Genomic DNA, 15,740 nt, shown 5'->3' with positions numbered 1-15,740 from the left:
CTACACCTGACCGTAGCGCCCCGCCTCCTCACCCAGCCAGCGGCGGATCAGCGGTGCGCTGGCCTGCGGGTGGCTGGCCAGCAGCGCTTCGGCTAGCGGTGGGATGCGTTCCAGCAGGTCGGCGTCGCGCTCCAGGTCGGCGATCTTCATCTGCGCCAGGCCCGTCTGGCGGGTGCCGAGCACCTCGCCCGGCCCGCGCAGCTCGAGGTCCTTCTCGGCGATGCGAAAGCCGTCGGTGGAGTCGCGCATCACCGCCAGGCGCTCCCGCGAGTGGGCCGACAGCGGCCCGTGGTAAAGCAGCACGCAGAAGCTCTCGGTGGCGCCGCGCCCGACCCGGCCGCGCAGCTGGTGCAGCTGGGAGAGCCCCAGCCGCTCAGGGTTCTCGATGATCATCAGGCTGGCGTTGGGCACGTCGACGCCGACCTCGATCACCGTGGTGGCCACCAGCAGGTCGAGCTCGCCGTGCTTGAAGGCGTCCATCACCGCGGTCTTCTCGGCGGCCTTCATGCGGCCGTGGACCAGGCCGATGGCAAGCGCCGGCAGGGCCTCGGTGAGCTCGGTCAGGGTCGCCTCGGCGGCCTGGCACTGCAGCACGTCGGATTCCTCGATCAGGGTGCATACCCAGTAGGCCTGGCGCCCGTCGGCGCAGGCGTGGCGGATGCGTTCGACCACTTCGGGGCGACGCTCGTCGGGCACCACCACCGTTTTCACCGGTGTGCGTCCGGGCGGCAGCTCGTCGATGACCGAGACGTCGAGGTCGGCGTAGGCGCTCATGGCCAGGGTGCGCGGGATCGGCGTGGCGGTCATCACCAGCTGGTGCGGCGTGAGCCCGCCCGCTTCGCCTTTCTCGCGCAGCGCCAGGCGCTGGTGCACGCCGAAGCGGTGCTGCTCGTCGATGATCGCCAGGCCCAGGCGCTGGAAATGCACGTCGCCCTGGAACAGCGCATGGGTACCCACCACCATGCGCGCGCGGCCGTCGAGGATGGCGGCCTTGGCATCGAGCCGCGCCTTGCCCTTGAGCTTGCCGGCCAGCCACGCCACCTCGATGCCCAGCGGCGCGAACCAGGCCTTGAACGTCTGGTAGTGCTGTTCGGCGAGGATCTCGGTGGGGGCCATCATCGCCGCCTGGCAGTCGCCGGCGAGGGCCGATAGCGCGGCCATCGCCGCCACCACCGTCTTGCCCGAGCCAACGTCGCCCTGCACCAGCCGCAGCATGGGCACCTCGCGGGCCAGGTCCGCCCCGATCTCGTCGAGCACGCGGCGCTGGGCGGCGGTCAGCGAGAACGGCAGCTGGGTCAGGAAGCGCGCCTGCAGGCTGCGTCCGGAGGGCAGCGCCGGTGCACCATCCTGCTGAATCTTCAGGCGTACTTGGCGCAGGCTGAGATGGTGCGCCAGCAGCTCCTCCAGCGCCAGGCGGCGGCTGGCCGGGTGCCGGCCGCTGGCCAGCAGCGCCGGGTCGGCGTCGGGCGGCGGCTGGTGCAGCACGTGCAGGGCCTGGTGCAGCTCGGGCAGCTCGAAGCGCTGGCGCAGCGCCGGGGGAATCCAGTCGGGCAGCGCATCGGGGCTGGCCTCGAGCCGCGCCAGGGCCTGTTCGATCAACGGCCGCAGGCGCGCCTGGTGCAGCCCTTCGGTGGTGGGGTAGATCGGCGTCAGGTGGTCCTCCACCGGCGGGGCGTCGGCGCTCAGCAGCCGATACTCGGGATGATAGATCTCGAGCCCCGTGGCCCCGGCGCGGGCTTCGCCGAAGCAGCGCACCCGGGCGCCGGGGCGGAACTGCTGCTGCTGGGCCGGGGAGAAGTGGAAGAAGCGCAGGCTGAGGATGCCCGAGCCGTCGCGCAGGCGCACCAGCAGGCTGCGGCGTCGGCCCTTCACCTCGTCGCTGGCCGAGACCTCGCCCTCCACCACCGCTTCGTGGCCGGCGCGCAGGGTGCCGATCGGCGTGATGCGGGTGCGGTCCTGATAGCGCAGCGGCAGGTGGAAGAGCAGGTCGGCTACCTGCGCGATGCCGAGCCGGGTCAGCTTCAGCGCGACCGCTTCGCCCACGCCCTTGAGCTCGCTGACCGGCGCCTCCAGCGCGTTGGCGTTGGCGCTCATGCCGGTTCGGGCAACTCCACGTGGCACTCGGCGATGGCGTTGGTCACCGCATCGATCGCCTTGGGCCGCGGGAAGCTGGCGCGCCAGGCGATGGCTACGGTGCGTGATGGCGCCGGGGACGCGAAGGGGCGGCTGACGAGCATGCCGCTTTCGTAGTGGCCGGTGCCGATGGCGGAATGGGGCAGGATGGTGATGCCGAGGCGCGAGGCCACCATGTGGCGGATCGTTTCCAGCGAGCCGCCCTCGGCGGTCAGGGTATTGTTCGGGCTGTTGAGCTGATGGCTGATGGCCGGGCAGGCCTCGAGGATCTGGTCGCGGAAGCAGTGGCCTTCACCGAGCAGCAGCAGGCGCTCCTTGAGCAGATCCTCCTTCTCGATGCAGTCACGCTGGGCCCAGGTATGGTCGGCTGGCATCAGCACCTCGAACTCCTCCTCGTAGAGGGCCTTGGTGACCACGTCGGTCTCGGTGAAGGGCAGCGCAATGAGGATGGCGTCGAGCTCGCCGGTCCTCAGCTTGCGCCGCAGGTTGGCGGTGAAGCCTTCTTCGATGTAGAGCGGCATCTGCGGTGCGCTGCGCGTGAGTGCCGGGATCAGGTGCGGAAAGAGGTAGGGGCCGATGGTGTAGATGGCGCCGATACGCAGGGGGCTGGCCAACTGGTCCTTGCCGGCATTGGCCAGTTCCTTGATCATGCTGCTCTGTTCAAGCACGCGCTGGGCCTGCTCCACGATCTTCTCGCCAAGAGGGGTGATCTGCACGGTCGACTTGGAGCGCTCGAACAGGGCCACGCCGAGCTCTTCCTCGAGTTTCTTGACGGCCACCGACAGGGTCGGCTGAGAGACGAAGCAGCGTTCGGCGGCACGGCCGAAGTGACGTTCCTGCGCCAAGGTTACGATGTAGCGAAGTTCTGTTAGAGTCATGTCTGGTGCCCCTTGGGCATCCTCTCGGACGATAGATGACTTTCAATAGGGACTTTTTATCAGGGGGCGAGAGAAAGGTGAAGAAAACCACACTGATTCTGGGCTGCGGTGACATCGGCATGGTGCTGGGTCGCGAGCTGCTGGCCGCCGGCCATCAGGTGATCGGTGCCCGCCGCAACGTGGCGGCGCTGAAGGGTACGGGCATCAAGCCGCTGCCGCTGGACCTGAGCGACGAAGAGGCGCTTGCCGCGCTGCCGGATGCGGACTACGTGGTCTACATCCTCAGTGCCGACCGCTTCGACGAAGCCTCCTATCGCGCCGCCTACGCCGACGGCCTGAAGGCGGTGCTGCGTACCTACGAGGCGCGCGCCAAGTCGCCCCGGCGCATCCTGTTCGTGTCGTCCACCAGCGTGTACGGCCAGAAGGACGGCGAGCAGGTCAACGAGACCAGCCCGGCCGACGCCAAGGGCTTTTCCGGCAAGGTGCTGCGCGAGGGCGAAAGCGCGCTGTTCAAGAGCCCGCTGACCGGCACCGCGGTGCGCTTCTCGGGCATCTACGGCCCGGGGCGCGACCGGCTGATTCGCCAGGTGCTCGAGGGCCGGATCGCGCCCAAGACGCCGCCGATGTACTCCAACCGCATCCATCGCGACGACTGTGCCGGCGTGCTGGCACACCTGATCGCGTTGTGCGAGGCCGGTAAGCCGGTCGATGAACTCTATCTGGCCAGCGACTGCGCGCCGGAGCCGCTCTACGACGTCATGGCGTGGATGGCGAAGCAGCTCAAGGTCGAGCCGACGGAGGTGATCCAGGCGCCGCTGCGCAAGCGCTCCAGCAAGCGCTGCGACAACACCCGCCTGTGCGAGACGGGCTACGCGTTCCGCTTCCCCAGCTATCGCGAGGGCTATGCCCAGGTGATGCAGGAGGGCGGCTTCCTGGCCGAACCGGTTTAATCGCACGGCGCCTGCCGTGCGATCAGCGACAGCCTCACAGCGCCCAACGATAGCCGAGAGATAAGGTCTCGAAGCCGTTGTTGGGCGACTTGATGCCGCCGTTGGAATAGTGGGTGACGCTCAGCGCGAGCTCACCCGGCCCCAACGCCGTACCCAGCGCCAGCCGGTCCTGAAACTGGAAGGCGCTGCCGAGTTCGGTCGCCTCATGGCGCGTATGCAGAAACAGCGCCGCACCTATCCCGCCTTCCACGAATAGACGGCGAGTCTTGCCGAAGCGCCAGCGCAGTGCCGGTGTGACCAGCAGGGCGACGTTGTGACGCTCCTTCTGCCCCTCGAGCAGCAGCAGGCCGCCGCCCAGGCGCACGCCGAGCCGGGAAGGCAGGCGCTCCCAGTGCAACATGCGGTCGAGCTCGATGCGTGCCGTGGCGGTGGACTCGCTGGTGATGCCGCCCGCCACGTAGAGGTTCGCCAGGCTCGCCTGGCTGGCGGCCATGGCCAGACAGGCCAGCAGGCCGGCGGCAATCTTGTGTCGAATCACTGGGCTCTCCTTACGATACTGCCTTTGCGGCCGGTGCCGTCGGCCGGCGCCGTCGGCCGGTGTGGCGTCATGCCTCGTGCTCGCCCGGTGAAGCGGCCAGGATTCGATAGCGCGCACCCCGGGCATCGCGGATCGAATGGATCAGCGTTACCTGATTATAGGCCCAGCTCAGCTCCGTGCGGGGCAGGGGGGCGAGATCTAAGGAGTCGGCGCGGCGCAGCAGCGTCACGTGCGGGATGAAGCGCGCCGGGCGCGACCCCAGGCCCTGTGCTTCAAGGGTGCTCCACAGCCTGGCGTGCAGCGCGGCCAGGGCCGGGCTCGGCCCGCCAACCCAGACGATGCCGGGCTGGCGGAAGTGGCCCCAGCGGTCGAGGTGCCACTCGTCGGGCTCGACGGCCAGGCCCTGCACCCCGTCGACCAGCTCGGTGGCTTGCTTTTCAGTCACCTCGCCGAGGAAAGCCAGCGTCACATGCAGCGTCTCGTCGGGCATGCGCCGCCCGCCGCACTGGGCATGGGCGGCATCTGCCAGTTCGCCGAGCCGCTCGCGTAGCCTGGGCGGCGGCACCAGGGCCAGGAAGAGCCTCATAGCTAATACAGCTGAAAAGGAGGAAGACGCGTCACGAGCAAAGAGAGGCTGATCGCCGCCGGAGCGCAGCTCCCGGAGTATTGCTACATGAGGAGAGCGACGGTCCGGCGCATCGGCACCGCCGGCGGTCAGGATCTCGAGCGCAGTCGCGAATTCGCCTTTTCTAGTCGCCGATTACCATTACTGCTTCCGCTTCCACCTGGGCGCCCTTGGGCAGCGCCTTGACGCCCACCGCGGCGCGGGCCGGGAAGGGCGCGCTGAAGAACTCCTGCATGACCTTGTTGACGATGGCGAAGTTGTCGAGGTCGACGAGGTAGAGGTTGACCTTGACGATCTCGCCCAGCGAGCCGGCGGCTTCTTCACATACGGCTTTCAGGTTGGTGAAGACCTGGCGCGCCTGGGCCTCGAAGTCCTCGGAGACGAGCTCCATGGTGGCCGGGTCGAGGGGAATCTGGCCGGAAAGATAGACGGTGTTGCCGGCCTTGATGGCCTGAGAGTAGGGGCCGATGGCGGCGGGTGCCTTGTCGGTGTTGATGACGGCCTTGTTGCTCATGAGTGCTCCTTGGTGTCAGTTGCGTGCCGGCTGGCAAGGAATGAAAGGCCCGTTCGCCGCGAAAAGCGGCGAACGGGCCGAGAGAAGGCTCAGTTTCCGACGCGGGTGATCTTTCCTACGTGGGAGAGGTTGCGAATGCGCTTGATGATGCGCGCCAGATGCACGCGGTCGCGCACCGCCAGGGTGAGGTGCACGATGGAGAGCCGGGCGTCGCGCTCCTCGATGCCGATGCGCTCGATGTTGGCGTCGGCATCGGTGACCAGGCTGGCGAGCTCGGCCACCAGGCCGCGGCGGCTCTCGATCTCGATGCGCAGGGCCACTGGGAAGTCCTCGGTGATCTCGTCGGACCACTCCAGGGCGAACAGCTTGTCGGGGTCGCTTCTCAGTTCGTCGAGGTTGCGGCACTCGGTGCGGTGCACCACGATGCCCTTGCCCACCGATAGGTGGCCGACCACCGGGTCGCCCGGTAGCGGATGGCAGCAGCGGGCGAACTTGATCACCATGCCCTCGGCGCCGCTGATCTGGATCGGCCCCTGGGACGCCAGCGTGCGCTCGCCGGCCTCGGCGGTGTCGCCATGCAGCAGGTCGACCAGCCGCCGCGCCACCACGTGGGCCACGCGCGTGCCGAGGCCGATCGATTCCAGCAGGACCTCATCGCCCTTGAGCGACAGCTCCGCCACCAGCTCCGGAAGTACGTGCTCGGGCAGCTCCTCCAGGCTGGTCTCGAAGTCTGCCAGCGCCTTGTTGAGCAGGCGCCGGCCGAGCTGCACCGCCTCGGTGTGCTGCTGGTGCTTGAGCGCATGGCGGATCGCCGAGCGCGCCTTGGCGGTGACCACGAAGTTGAGCCAGGCCAGGTTGGGGCGCGCCCCGGGGGCGGTGATGATCTCCAGCGTCTGGCCGCTCTCCAGGCGGGTGGAGAGCGGCGCCAGGTGGCGGTCGATGCGACAGGCGATGCAGCTGTTGCCGATATCGGTGTGCACGGTGTAGGCGAAGTCGATTACCGTGGCGCCCTGGGGCAGCTCCATGATGTCGCCGCGCGGGGTGAACACGTAGATATCGTCGGGGAACAGGTCGTTCTTGACGTGTTCGATGAACTCCAGCGAGTCGCCGGCGTGACGCTGCATCTCGAGCAGGCCCTTGACCCACTGTCGAGCCCGGGCGTGGCTGCCCTCGGCGATAGGGTGGTCGGTCTGGCCGGCCTTGTAGAGCCAGTGGGCGGCGATGCCGTTGTTGGCCATGGCCTCCATCTCGCGGGTGCGAATCTGCACCTCGATGGGCATGCCGCCGCTGCCGAACAGGGTGGTGTGCAGGCTCTGGTAGCCGTTGGCCTTGGGGATGGCAATGTAATCCTTGAAGCGCCCCGGTACCGGCTTGTAGAGGTTGTGCACCACGCCGAGGATGCGGTAGCAGCTGTCGACATCCTCGGTGATGATGCGAAAGCCGAACACGTCCATGATCTCGGCGAACGGCTTGCGCTGGTCGCGCATCTTCTTGTAGATCGACAGCAGGTGCTTCTGGCGACCGACCACGGTGCCGGCCAGCTTCTCGTCGTCGAGGCTCTTCTGCAGCGTGGTCTGGATCTGGCGAATCGCCGAGCGGCGATGGCCGCGGGCGCTGGAGACGGCGCGCTTGATGCGCTCGGCGCGCATGGGATGCAGGGCCTGGAACGACAGGTCCTCGAGCTCCACGCGGATGGTATTGATGCCCAGGCGGCTGGCAATGCGGGCGTAGATCTCCAGTGTCTCGCGGGCGATGCGGCGCTTCTTCTCTGGGCGCAGGGCACCCAGGGTGCGCATGTTGTGCAGGCGGTCGGCGAGTTTGACGATGATGACGCGGATGTCCCGCGACATCGCCAGCACCATCTTCTGGAAGTTCTCGGCCTGGGCGACGGCCTTGTCCTCGAAGGTGATCTGGGTCAGCTTCGAGACGCCGTCGACCAGCTCCGCCACCGGCTTGCCGAACTGCTCGGCCAGCGCTTCCTTGGAGACGCCGGTGTCCTCGATCACGTCATGCAGCATGGCCGACATCAGACTTTGATGGTCCATGTGCATATTGGCGAGGATGTTGGCCACGGCCAGCGGGTGGGTGACGTAGGGCTCGCCCGAGCGCCGGCGCTGGCCGTCGTGGGCCTGTTCGGCGTAATAGAAGGCGCGCTTGACCTGCTGGATCTCGTCGGGGGGGAGGTAGCCGCCGAGACGGTCGGCCAGGTCGTCGATGGTGAACATTAGCGCGCCTTGGTGGACTGCCTTACTCCTCGAGGGCGAGGCCCGGCTCGCCTTCGCGGCGAATGCGTACCGGCGCCTCGATCGGCTCGTCCAGCACGGTGTGGTCGACCAGGCCGGCGGCGATCTCGCGCAGGGCCATCACGGTGGGCTTGTCGTTCTCCCACGGCAGCAGGGCGTCGCGCGAGCCCCGGGCCAGCTGGCGAGCGCGCTGGGTGGAGATCATCACCAGCTTGAAACGGTTTTCGACGTTTTCCAGACAATCTTCGACGGTGACACGCGCCATAGTTGGGTACTTCCCGAAAGCGAAGGAGCTCCGACCGGGGTCGCAGCGCCTAGAAAATGAACAAGACTGACTAGATTACTCGACCCCCCGCGGCCGTGACAAGCGCCGGTGGCGGGTCAGGACAACAGCGCAGCCAGTAGCGGGCCGTGGCTCTCCTGCACTCGCGTCAGGCTCAGGCGGCGGCTGATCACCAGCGCCTGCAGCTCGCGCAGGGCGGTGGTGAAGTCGTCGTTGATCACCAGGTAGTCGTATTCGTCATAGTGCGACATCTCGCTGACCGCATCGCGCATGCGCCGGGCGATGGTGGCATGCTCGTCGGTGCCGCGGCCGGCCAGGCGGCGCTCCAGCTCGTCGCGCGATGGCGGCAGGATGAAGATCGACACCGCCTCGGGCAGCTGCTCGCGGACCTGACGTGCGCCCTGCCAGTCGATCTCCAGGATCACGTCCTGGCCGGCGGCCAGCAGCGTTTCCACCGCCGAGCGCGAGGTGCCGTAGTAGTTGTCGAATACCTGGGCGTATTCGAAGAAGTCGCCATGCTCGATCATCGCCTCGAACTCGGCGACCGCCACGAAGTGGTAGTTGACGCCGTCGACCTCGCCGCGGCGCTGTGTCCGAGTGGTGTGCGACACCGAGACCTGAATGCCGTCGAGGCTTTCGATCAGCTCGCGTACCAGCGTGGTCTTGCCGGCGCCGGAGGGGGCGGAAACGATGAAGAGGGTACCTTGGGGCATGGTCGGCATCCCTGTTGACAGCTGTACGAAGCGGCCTGGGCCGAGAAAACGCGCAGTATCGCACGAATTCCCGCCCGGCTGCAGCGCTACTCGATATTCTGAATTTGCTCGCGCATCTGTTCGATCAATACCTTGAGCTCCACCGCACAGCGGGTGGTGCTGGCCACCACGGACTTGGAGGAGAGGGTGTTGGCCTCGCGGTTGAGCTCCTGCATCAGGAAGTCGAGGCGCCGCCCCTTGGGGCCCTTCTGGCCGAGCTGGCGCGCCACTTCCTCCACGTGGGTCTCGAGCCGGTCGAGCTCTTCGTCCACGTCGGCCTTCTGCGCCATCATGACCAGCTCGGCTTCCAGCCGCTGGGGGTCCAGCTCGGCCTTGACCGCTTCCAGCCGCTCCAGCAGCTGGGCGCGCTGGCGGGTGAGGATCTCCGGCAGCAGGCGGCGCACCTCGGCCACCTGGCCGCGTACGCCGGCCAGCCGGTCACGGATCAGTACCGCCAGCTTTTCGCCTTCGCGGGCGCGGGCCTCGATCAGTTCGTCGAGGGCGGCCGCGAACAGTGCGGCGGCCTCGGCCTTCACCAGGTCCAGGTCGACGCCCTGGGCCTCGAGCACGCCGGGGTGCTCGAGCAGCGACAGGGCGTCGGGCATCGCCACCTGGGGCAGCGCCTCGCGGATCTCGCCCAGCGCGGAGGCCAGGGCGACCAGGCGCGTGTGGTTGACCGCCAGGGTCTCGCTGGTGGCGGAAGGCTCGAAGCGCAGGTGGCACTCGATCTTGCCGCGGGCCAGGCGGTTGCGCAGCGCCTCGCGGAAGCCGGGCTCGAGGTCGCGCAGCGCTTCCGGCAGGCGAAAGAAGGGTTCCAGGTAGCGCTGGTTCACCGAGCGCAGCTCCAGCTGCAGGCTGCCCCAGTCGCCTTCGCGGGTCTGGCGTGCGAAGGCGGTCATGCTGTGAACTCCGTTGCTCTGAACCATGGCGACTCCCGTACTGGCCCGAAGGGCCGTGCCCATTGACGTAACTGGCCTGGAGTGTAACCGATTCCGCTGGGATGCCGTGTAGAATGGCGGGCCATTGCGGTGCCCCTTCGCCTTGGCGAAGGGGCGCCACACTAGCCACGCGTATCCTGAGATGCGCTTGTCCTGAGAGGTGCTATGACCTTCCCCTCCGTACGACCCAGCGGGCGGCGCCCCGACCAGCCCCGCGAGATCCGGCTGACCCGCGAGTTTACCCGCCATGCCGAAGGTTCGGTGCTAGTGGAGTTCGGCGACACCAAGGTACTGTGCAACGCCAGCGTCGAGGCCGGCGTGCCGCGCTGGCTGCGTGGCAAGGGCCAGGGCTGGGTGACGGCGGAGTACGGCATGCTGCCGCGCGCCACCCACACCCGCGGCGGGCGTGAGGCGGCCCGGGGCAAGCAGGGCGGTCGCACGCTGGAGATCCAGCGCCTGATCGGCCGCTCGCTGCGCGCCTCGGTTGACCTCAAGAAGCTGGGCGAATTCACCATCACCGTGGACTGCGACGTGATCCAGGCCGACGGCGGCACCCGTACCGCTTCGATCACCGGCGGCTGTGTGGCGCTGGTGGACGCCATTCGCCACCTGCAGCGCAAGAAGCTGATCAAGGGTGACCCTTTCCTGCAGCTGGTCAGCTCGGTGTCGGTGGGGATGTACAAGGGCGTGGCGGTGGTCGACCTCGACTATCCCGAGGACAGCGGTGCGGAGACCGACATGAACGTGGTCATGGCCGAGTCGGGCGGGCTGATCGAGGTGCAGGGCACCGCCGAGGCGGGCGTGTTCTCGCGTGAGCAGCTCAATGCCATGGTCGACCTGGCCGAGCAGGCCGGCGCCGGGCTGTTCGCCCATCAGCGTGAGGCGCTCGGCATTCCCGGCTGATTCGCCCAAACGCATCGCGCCGGCCCAGGGCCGGCGCGATGCGATCCGGACGCGCCGGCCGCGACGAAAGGAACACGCTCAGAGCGTCAGGTCGTACTCGACGAACAGCGGGGCGAATTCGCTGAAGGTGGCCTCGCGGTCGATCCAGGCATCGGTCACGTGGCGGCGCAGGTTGGGGCCGACGATCTGGTAGTCGATGCGCCAGCCTTCCTGGCGCGAACGCGGTTCGTCCTGATCGAGCTTGGGCCACCAAGTATATTCACCGGCGTCGCGATTGATCTCGCGGAAGGTGTCGATGAAGCCGGTGGGGCCGAACACCTGGTCCATCCAGGCGCGCTCCTCGGGCTTGAAGCCCGGGGTGGCCTGGTTGTCCGCCCAGTTGGCCAGGTCGAGGGTCTTGTGGGCGATGTGCCAGGTGCCGCAGATGATGTACTCGCGGCGCTTGCGTGCCATCTTGCTCAGGTATTCCTGATACTGGGCCATGAAGGCCTGCTTGGCGGCGTAGTCGCTGCCGTCGGGCATCAGGAAGCTGGCGATGCTGAAGCGATCGTAGTCGGCCTGCAGGAAGCGCGCCTCGTTGTCGCACTGGGGGAAGCCGAGACCGTACATGATCGCCTTGGGGATCTTGCGGCAGTAGAGCCCCACGCCGGAGAAGCCGTCTTCCTCGGCATCCAGAAAGTAGCCTTCGTAGCCTTCCGGGTAGAGAATGCTGTCATCGAGTTCGAAGCTCTTGGCCTTGAGGTTCTGAACGCAGATGACGTCGGCATCCTGCTCGGCCAGCCAGTCGAGAAAGCCTCGGCCGACGGCTTCGCGAATACCGTTGACGTTGATGGTGGCAATTTTCATACATGGTCCCTTTGTCGTCGCGCGTGTATGATACCCGACGTTTCGACGTTTGGGTAAATGGCCCGCATGGATAACCATGATAGGACACGCCGATAGCGGGTCCGTGGCGGGTCCGTGAGAAATGAGAGAGGCGCCATGTCGGCCAAGATGCAAGCCTACCAGCGAGACTTCATCGCGTTTGCCATCGAGCAGGGCGTGCTGAAGTTCGGCGAGTTTACCCTCAAGTCCGGCCGCGTCAGCCCCTATTTCTTCAATGCCGGCCTGTTTCGTACCGGCAGCGCCCTGGCGCAGCTGGGCCGCTTCTATGCCAACGCCATCGAAGCCAGCGGTCTGACCTTCGACGTGCTGTTCGGCCCCGCCTACAAGGGTATCCCGCTGGCCGCCACCACCGCGGTGGCAATGGCCGACCACCACGGCCGCGACCTGCCCTTCGCCTTCAACCGCAAGGAGGCGAAGGCGCACGGCGAAGGCGGCAACATTGTTGGCGCCGAGCTGGCCGGACGCATCCTGATCATCGATGACGTGATCACCGCGGGCACCGCCATCCGTGAGGTGATGACGCTGATCGAGGCCGCCGGCGCCGAGGCGGCCGGGGTGGTGATCGCGCTGGACCGCCAGGAGTGCGGCCAGGCCGATGGAGAAACGAAGCGCCACAGCGCCATTCAGGAAGTGCAGATGCGCTACGGTATCCCGGTGGTCAGCATCGTCACGCTGGACATGGTGCTCGCGTATCTCGAAGCGCAGGACGGCGACGCCTTCGCCCGGCACGCCGACGCCATACGCGCCTACCGGGAACGCTATGGCGTGCGCCCCGATTGAGACTTGGACGCGCGATTGCGCATGCAGAAGGAGCGAGTCGATGAACACCCTCATCAGCCACTTTGCCAAGGCCACGCTGCTGGGTACCGTCGTGCTGGCGGCAGCCAGCGCCCAGGCCGGCAGCCTGGACCTCAACCTGGGGCCGGACGCGGTGCAGTTCGAAGCCGCCGGCACCATCACCCACGGCGTGGCGCTGGGCGGCGGTATCCTGCACAGCGACTACCGTGAGGATGCCACCCTCTATCATGCCCAGCTGCTGGGCGTGCAGCGCAACCTGCAGCGCGACGTCGGCATCGGTGCCCGCTGGACCCAGTTCGACACCGACTACGGGAACGGTGGCGGTCTCGGCCTGGGCGGCTATGGCTACGTCTACCTGCCCCAGGCGCCGGCCGTCTCGCTGGGCGGCTACGGCTTCTATACTCCCAGCGTGGTGACCAGCGGCGATCTGGACGACGGCTACGAGGTGGGCGTGCGTGCGCGCTACGCCTTCACGCCCAACGTCGACGGCTACGTCGGCCTGCGCCAGGCGGCGGCCGATTTCGACAATCGCCACGGCAACCGCACCCTGGACCGTGGCGCCCAGGTCGGCGTTCGCCTGAGCTTCTGATTGCTTCTTCATCGAGCCAGCGGGCCCCTGCGGGGGCCCGCGCGCGTTCCGGCAGGCCTGCCATGCTAGACGTCGTGCTTTTCGAACCCGAGATCCCGCCCAACACCGGCAATCTGATCCGGCTGTGTGCAAACAGCGGCTTTCGCCTGCATCTGATCGAGCCGCTGGGCTTCGTGCTCGACGACAAGCGGCTGCGCCGCGCCGGGCTCGACTACCATGAGTGGGCTGCCGTGCGCGTGCACCGCAACTGGCCGGATTTCGTCGAAGCGGTGAGGCCCGAGCGCGTGTTTGCCGTCTCGACCCGCGGCCGCACCGGCTACCACGAGCCGCGCTACCGCTCCGGCGACGTGCTGCTGTTCGGCCCCGAGACCCGCGGCCTGCCCCAGGCCATGCTCGACGCCCTGCCGCCGGAGCAGCGCCTGCGCATTCCCATGCTGCCCGACAGCCGCAGCCTCAACCTTTCAAACGCCTGCGCCATCCTGGTGTTCGAGGCCTGGCGTCAGCTGGGTTTCGCCGGGGCGGCGGCGCTCGACAGGCCAACCGAGGCACGCCCATGAGCATTCGGCAGCGTCTGGCCAAGCTCAACCCCCGCCAGCAGGAAGCGGTGCGCTACATCGACGGCCCCTGCCTGGTGCTGGCCGGCGCCGGCTCGGGGAAGACCAGCGTGATCACCACCAAGATCGCCTACCTGGTGCAGGAGTGCGGCATGAGCGCCCGGCGCATCGCCGCGGTGACCTTCACCAACAAGGCGGCCCGCGAGATGAAGGAGCGGGTGGGGCAGATGCTCAAGGGCAAGGAGGGCCACGGGCTCACCGTGTCGACCTTCCACACCCTGGGCCTCAATATCATCCGCGGCGAGCTCAAGGCGCTGGGCTACAAGCCGGGCTTCTCGCTGTTCGACCCCGAGGACGCCAAGGCGCTGCTGCGCGATCTGATGAACAAGGATGCCCAGGTCGACGCCGAGCAGATCAACGCCGTGCAGCACCAGATCTCGGCGTGGAAGAACGACCTGGTGCTGCCGGGCCAGGCGCTGTCCCATGCCGCGGATGAGGACGCGCAGTACGCCGCGAGGATCTACGAGGCCTACGTGCGCCACCTCAAGGCCTACAACGCAGTGGACTTCGACGACCTGATCCTGCTGCCGGTCGTGCTGCTCAAGGACAACCCGGAGGTGCTGGCGCGCTGGCGGCGCAAGATCCACTACATGCTGGTGGACGAGTACCAGGACACCAATGTCTCGCAGTACCTGCTGGTCAAGCTGCTGATGGAGGAGCGCAAGACCTTCACCGTAGTAGGCGACGACGACCAGTCGATCTACGCCTGGCGCGGCGCGCGTCCCGAGAACCTGGTGACCCTGGGCGAGGACTTCCCGCGGCTCAACGTGATCAAGCTGGAGCAGAACTACCGCTCCACCGGCACCATCCTGCGTGCGGCCAACACGCTGATCGCCAACAACCCCCACGTCTACGAGAAGACCCTGTGGTCGGAGATGGGCCAGGGCGCGCCGATCCGCGTGGTGGTCAACCGTCACGAGGAGGCCGAGGCCGAGCGGGTGGCCAGCGAGATCCTCACCCGACGCATCAAGGAGCGCGCCGAGTGGCGCGACTTCGCCGTGCTCTACCGCGGCAACTTCCAGGCCCGCCTGCTGGAGCTGAAGCTCCAGCACTACCAGATTCCCTACAAGCTCTCCGGCGGCACCTCGTTCTTCTCGCGCAACGAGATCAAGGACGCCATGGCCTACCTGCGCCTGCTGATCAACCCGGCCGACGACAACGCCTTCCTGCGCATCGTCAACGTGCCGCGCCGCGAGATCGGCCCCGGCACCCTGGAGAAGCTGGCCAACTACGCCACCGAGCGCGGCGTCTCGCTGTTCGACGCTTGCCACGAGCTGGGCCTGGAGCAGCAGCTGCCGGCGCGGGCGGTGGAGCGCCTTGGCCGCTTCACCCACTTCATCGACGGCGTGCGCCGGCGCATGGACCAGGGCGACGCCCTGGCCGCCATTCGCGGCATGCTGCACGAGATGGACTACGAGGCGTGGCTCTACCAGAACGCCAGCGCGCCGACCATCGCCGAAAAGCGCATGGCCAACGTCTGGACGCTGATCGACCAGCTCGAGAAGTCGATGAAGCCTGCCCTTGGAAACGAGAGCCCCGAAGAGCGTGCGGAGCAGGCCGGCGAAGAAGACGACGCCGAGACCGACGACGTCGAGGCGGCCATCTCGCGGCTGGTGCTGCGCGACATCCTCGAGCAGCAGGCCGAGGAGGACGACACCGACCGGGTGCAGCTGCTGACCATGCACGCTTCCAAGGGGCTCGAGTTTCCCCATGTCTACCTGATGGGCCTGGAGGAGGAGCTATTGCCCCACCGCAACGCCATCGAGGCCGGCACGGTGGAGGAGGAGCGGCGCCTGGCCTACGTCGGCATCACCCGGGCGCGCCAGACCCTGACGTTGACCCTGGCGCGCCAGCGCAAGGCCTTCGGCGAGCTGATGGACTGCGCGCCCAGCCGCTTCCTCGACGAGCTGCCGGCGGATGACCTGGAGTGGATCGGGCGGGCCGACAGGGAAGACCCGGAGAGGAAGCAGGCGCGGGGCCAGGACGCCATTGCCGGGCTGCGTTCGTTGTTGGGCTGAAGGTTCTCTATTGTGGGCTGAAGGCTCTTCACTGAGCTGAGGGCTCTTCACAAGCTGAAGGCTCCTGCCACCAATGCAA

16 protein-coding genes are annotated in these 15,740 nt (G+C 67.4%); 6 read left to right on the top strand and 10 right to left on the bottom strand.

Annotated features, from left to right (window positions below):
• Both recG and ACT7B3_RS17340 read right to left on the bottom strand, forming a co-directional pair.
• Entirely contained in the window at positions 1–2,094 is a 2,094-nt protein-coding gene (recG, locus tag ACT7B3_RS17345; RefSeq protein ID WP_445158787.1) for an ATP-dependent DNA helicase RecG, read from the bottom strand.
• Entirely contained in the window at positions 2,091–3,011 is a 921-nt protein-coding gene (locus ACT7B3_RS17340; RefSeq protein ID WP_445158786.1) for a hydrogen peroxide-inducible genes activator, read from the bottom strand. Before ACT7B3_RS17340 ends, recG begins: the two co-directional genes overlap by 4 nt.
• Positions 3,012–3,088: 77 nt before the next feature.
• On the opposite strand from ACT7B3_RS17340, the gene ACT7B3_RS17335 reads away from it, so the two are divergent.
• The gene (locus ACT7B3_RS17335) at positions 3,089–3,961 is read left to right on the top strand and encodes an NAD(P)H-binding protein (RefSeq protein ID WP_445158785.1); all 873 of its coding nucleotides are present in this window, start codon (positions 3,089–3,091) and stop codon (positions 3,959–3,961) included.
• A 34-nt stretch (positions 3,962–3,995) separates the two neighbouring features.
• Here ACT7B3_RS17335 and ACT7B3_RS17330 read toward each other — a convergent pair whose 3' ends face one another.
• From ACT7B3_RS17330 to ACT7B3_RS17300, 7 genes are all read right to left on the bottom strand, one after another.
• On the bottom strand, positions 3,996–4,499 hold the full coding sequence (locus ACT7B3_RS17330; RefSeq protein WP_444678922.1) for an acyloxyacyl hydrolase: 504 nt from the start codon (positions 4,497–4,499) through the stop codon (positions 3,996–3,998).
• A gap of 67 nt (positions 4,500–4,566) precedes the next feature.
• Positions 4,567–5,085, bottom strand: coding sequence for an RNA 2',3'-cyclic phosphodiesterase (thpR, locus tag ACT7B3_RS17325; protein ID WP_445158784.1), 519 nt, complete (start codon positions 5,083–5,085; stop codon positions 4,567–4,569).
• Between the two features lie 163 nt (positions 5,086–5,248).
• The gene (locus tag ACT7B3_RS17320; RefSeq protein WP_444678924.1) at positions 5,249–5,638 is read right to left on the bottom strand and encodes a RidA family protein; all 390 of its coding nucleotides are present in this window, start codon (positions 5,636–5,638) and stop codon (positions 5,249–5,251) included.
• 89 nt (positions 5,639–5,727) lie between these two features.
• A complete protein-coding gene (locus tag ACT7B3_RS17315; RefSeq protein WP_445158783.1) occupies positions 5,728–7,863 on the bottom strand; it encodes a RelA/SpoT family protein in 2,136 nt (711 codons plus the stop codon).
• Positions 7,864–7,885: 22 nt separating this feature from the next.
• The gene (rpoZ, locus tag ACT7B3_RS17310) at positions 7,886–8,146 is read right to left on the bottom strand and encodes a DNA-directed RNA polymerase subunit omega (RefSeq protein ID WP_444678925.1); all 261 of its coding nucleotides are present in this window, start codon (positions 8,144–8,146) and stop codon (positions 7,886–7,888) included.
• A gap of 116 nt (positions 8,147–8,262) precedes the next feature.
• The gene (gmk, locus tag ACT7B3_RS17305) at positions 8,263–8,877 is read right to left on the bottom strand and encodes a guanylate kinase (RefSeq protein WP_445158782.1); all 615 of its coding nucleotides are present in this window, start codon (positions 8,875–8,877) and stop codon (positions 8,263–8,265) included.
• A gap of 86 nt (positions 8,878–8,963) precedes the next feature.
• Entirely contained in the window at positions 8,964–9,842 is an 879-nt protein-coding gene (locus ACT7B3_RS17300; RefSeq protein ID WP_444678927.1) for a YicC/YloC family endoribonuclease, read from the bottom strand.
• A gap of 177 nt (positions 9,843–10,019) precedes the next feature.
• Here ACT7B3_RS17300 and rph point away from each other — a divergent pair, with 177 nt between their 5' ends.
• Positions 10,020–10,757, top strand: a complete 738-nt coding sequence (gene rph / locus ACT7B3_RS17295) for a ribonuclease PH (RefSeq protein WP_444678928.1) — start codon at positions 10,020–10,022, stop codon at positions 10,755–10,757.
• A gap of 78 nt (positions 10,758–10,835) precedes the next feature.
• Here rph and ACT7B3_RS17290 read toward each other — a convergent pair whose 3' ends face one another.
• Complete coding sequence (locus tag ACT7B3_RS17290) at positions 10,836–11,603, bottom strand: exodeoxyribonuclease III (RefSeq protein ID WP_444678929.1); 768 nt, start codon at positions 11,601–11,603, stop codon at positions 10,836–10,838.
• Between the two features lie 135 nt (positions 11,604–11,738).
• On the opposite strand from ACT7B3_RS17290, the gene pyrE reads away from it, so the two are divergent.
• The 4 genes from pyrE to rep all read left to right on the top strand — a co-directional run bounded on the left by pyrE (position 11,739) and on the right by rep (position 15,661).
• Positions 11,739–12,422 carry an orotate phosphoribosyltransferase gene (pyrE, locus tag ACT7B3_RS17285; protein WP_445158781.1) on the top strand — a complete coding sequence of 228 codons (684 nt, stop codon included), beginning with the start codon at positions 11,739–11,741 and terminating at the stop codon, positions 12,420–12,422.
• A 40-nt stretch (positions 12,423–12,462) separates the two neighbouring features.
• Positions 12,463–13,029, top strand: coding sequence for a YfaZ family outer membrane protein (locus ACT7B3_RS17280; protein ID WP_445158780.1), 567 nt, complete (start codon positions 12,463–12,465; stop codon positions 13,027–13,029).
• Between the two features lie 62 nt (positions 13,030–13,091).
• Positions 13,092–13,586 carry a tRNA (uridine(34)/cytosine(34)/5-carboxymethylaminomethyluridine(34)-2'-O)-methyltransferase TrmL gene (trmL, locus tag ACT7B3_RS17275; protein ID WP_445158779.1) on the top strand — a complete coding sequence of 165 codons (495 nt, stop codon included), beginning with the start codon at positions 13,092–13,094 and terminating at the stop codon, positions 13,584–13,586.
• The gene (gene rep, locus ACT7B3_RS17270) at positions 13,583–15,661 is read left to right on the top strand and encodes a DNA helicase Rep (RefSeq protein WP_445158778.1); all 2,079 of its coding nucleotides are present in this window, start codon (positions 13,583–13,585) and stop codon (positions 15,659–15,661) included. The genes trmL and rep overlap by 4 nt, the downstream gene beginning before the upstream one ends.
• Positions 15,662–15,740: the final 79 nt, after the last annotated feature.

The organism is Halomonas sp. E14, from assembly GCF_052568415.1.
The sequence above is the reverse complement of the archived record's forward strand: the minus strand, read 5'-3'. Positions and strand labels throughout refer to the sequence as shown.

Bases quoted from the DNA above. Each gene is read 5' to 3' on its own strand.
- thpR (WP_445158784.1), bottom strand. From the start codon at position 5,085: ATGAGGCTCTTCCTGGCCCTGGTGCCGCCGCCCAGGCTACGCGAGCGG.
- ACT7B3_RS17280 (WP_445158780.1), top strand. From the start codon at position 12,463: ATGAACACCCTCATCAGCCACTTTGCCAAGGCCACGCTGCTGGGTACC.
- ACT7B3_RS17290 (WP_444678929.1), bottom strand. From the start codon at position 11,603: ATGAAAATTGCCACCATCAACGTCAACGGTATTCGCGAAGCCGTCGGC.
- rph (WP_444678928.1), top strand. From the start codon at position 10,020: ATGACCTTCCCCTCCGTACGACCCAGCGGGCGGCGCCCCGACCAGCCC.
- rpoZ (WP_444678925.1), bottom strand. From the start codon at position 8,146: ATGGCGCGTGTCACCGTCGAAGATTGTCTGGAAAACGTCGAAAACCGT.
- rep (WP_445158778.1), top strand. From the start codon at position 13,583: ATGAGCATTCGGCAGCGTCTGGCCAAGCTCAACCCCCGCCAGCAGGAA.
- ACT7B3_RS17300 (WP_444678927.1), bottom strand. From the start codon at position 9,842: ATGGTTCAGAGCAACGGAGTTCACAGCATGACCGCCTTCGCACGCCAG.
- pyrE (WP_445158781.1), top strand. From the start codon at position 11,739: ATGTCGGCCAAGATGCAAGCCTACCAGCGAGACTTCATCGCGTTTGCC.
- recG (WP_445158787.1), bottom strand. From the start codon at position 2,094: ATGAGCGCCAACGCCAACGCGCTGGAGGCGCCGGTCAGCGAGCTCAAG.
- ACT7B3_RS17320 (WP_444678924.1), bottom strand. From the start codon at position 5,638: ATGAGCAACAAGGCCGTCATCAACACCGACAAGGCACCCGCCGCCATC.
- ACT7B3_RS17315 (WP_445158783.1), bottom strand. From the start codon at position 7,863: ATGTTCACCATCGACGACCTGGCCGACCGTCTCGGCGGCTACCTCCCC.
- ACT7B3_RS17340 (WP_445158786.1), bottom strand. From the start codon at position 3,011: ATGACTCTAACAGAACTTCGCTACATCGTAACCTTGGCGCAGGAACGT.
- gmk (WP_445158782.1), bottom strand. From the start codon at position 8,877: ATGCCCCAAGGTACCCTCTTCATCGTTTCCGCCCCCTCCGGCGCCGGC.
- trmL (WP_445158779.1), top strand. From the start codon at position 13,092: ATGCTAGACGTCGTGCTTTTCGAACCCGAGATCCCGCCCAACACCGGC.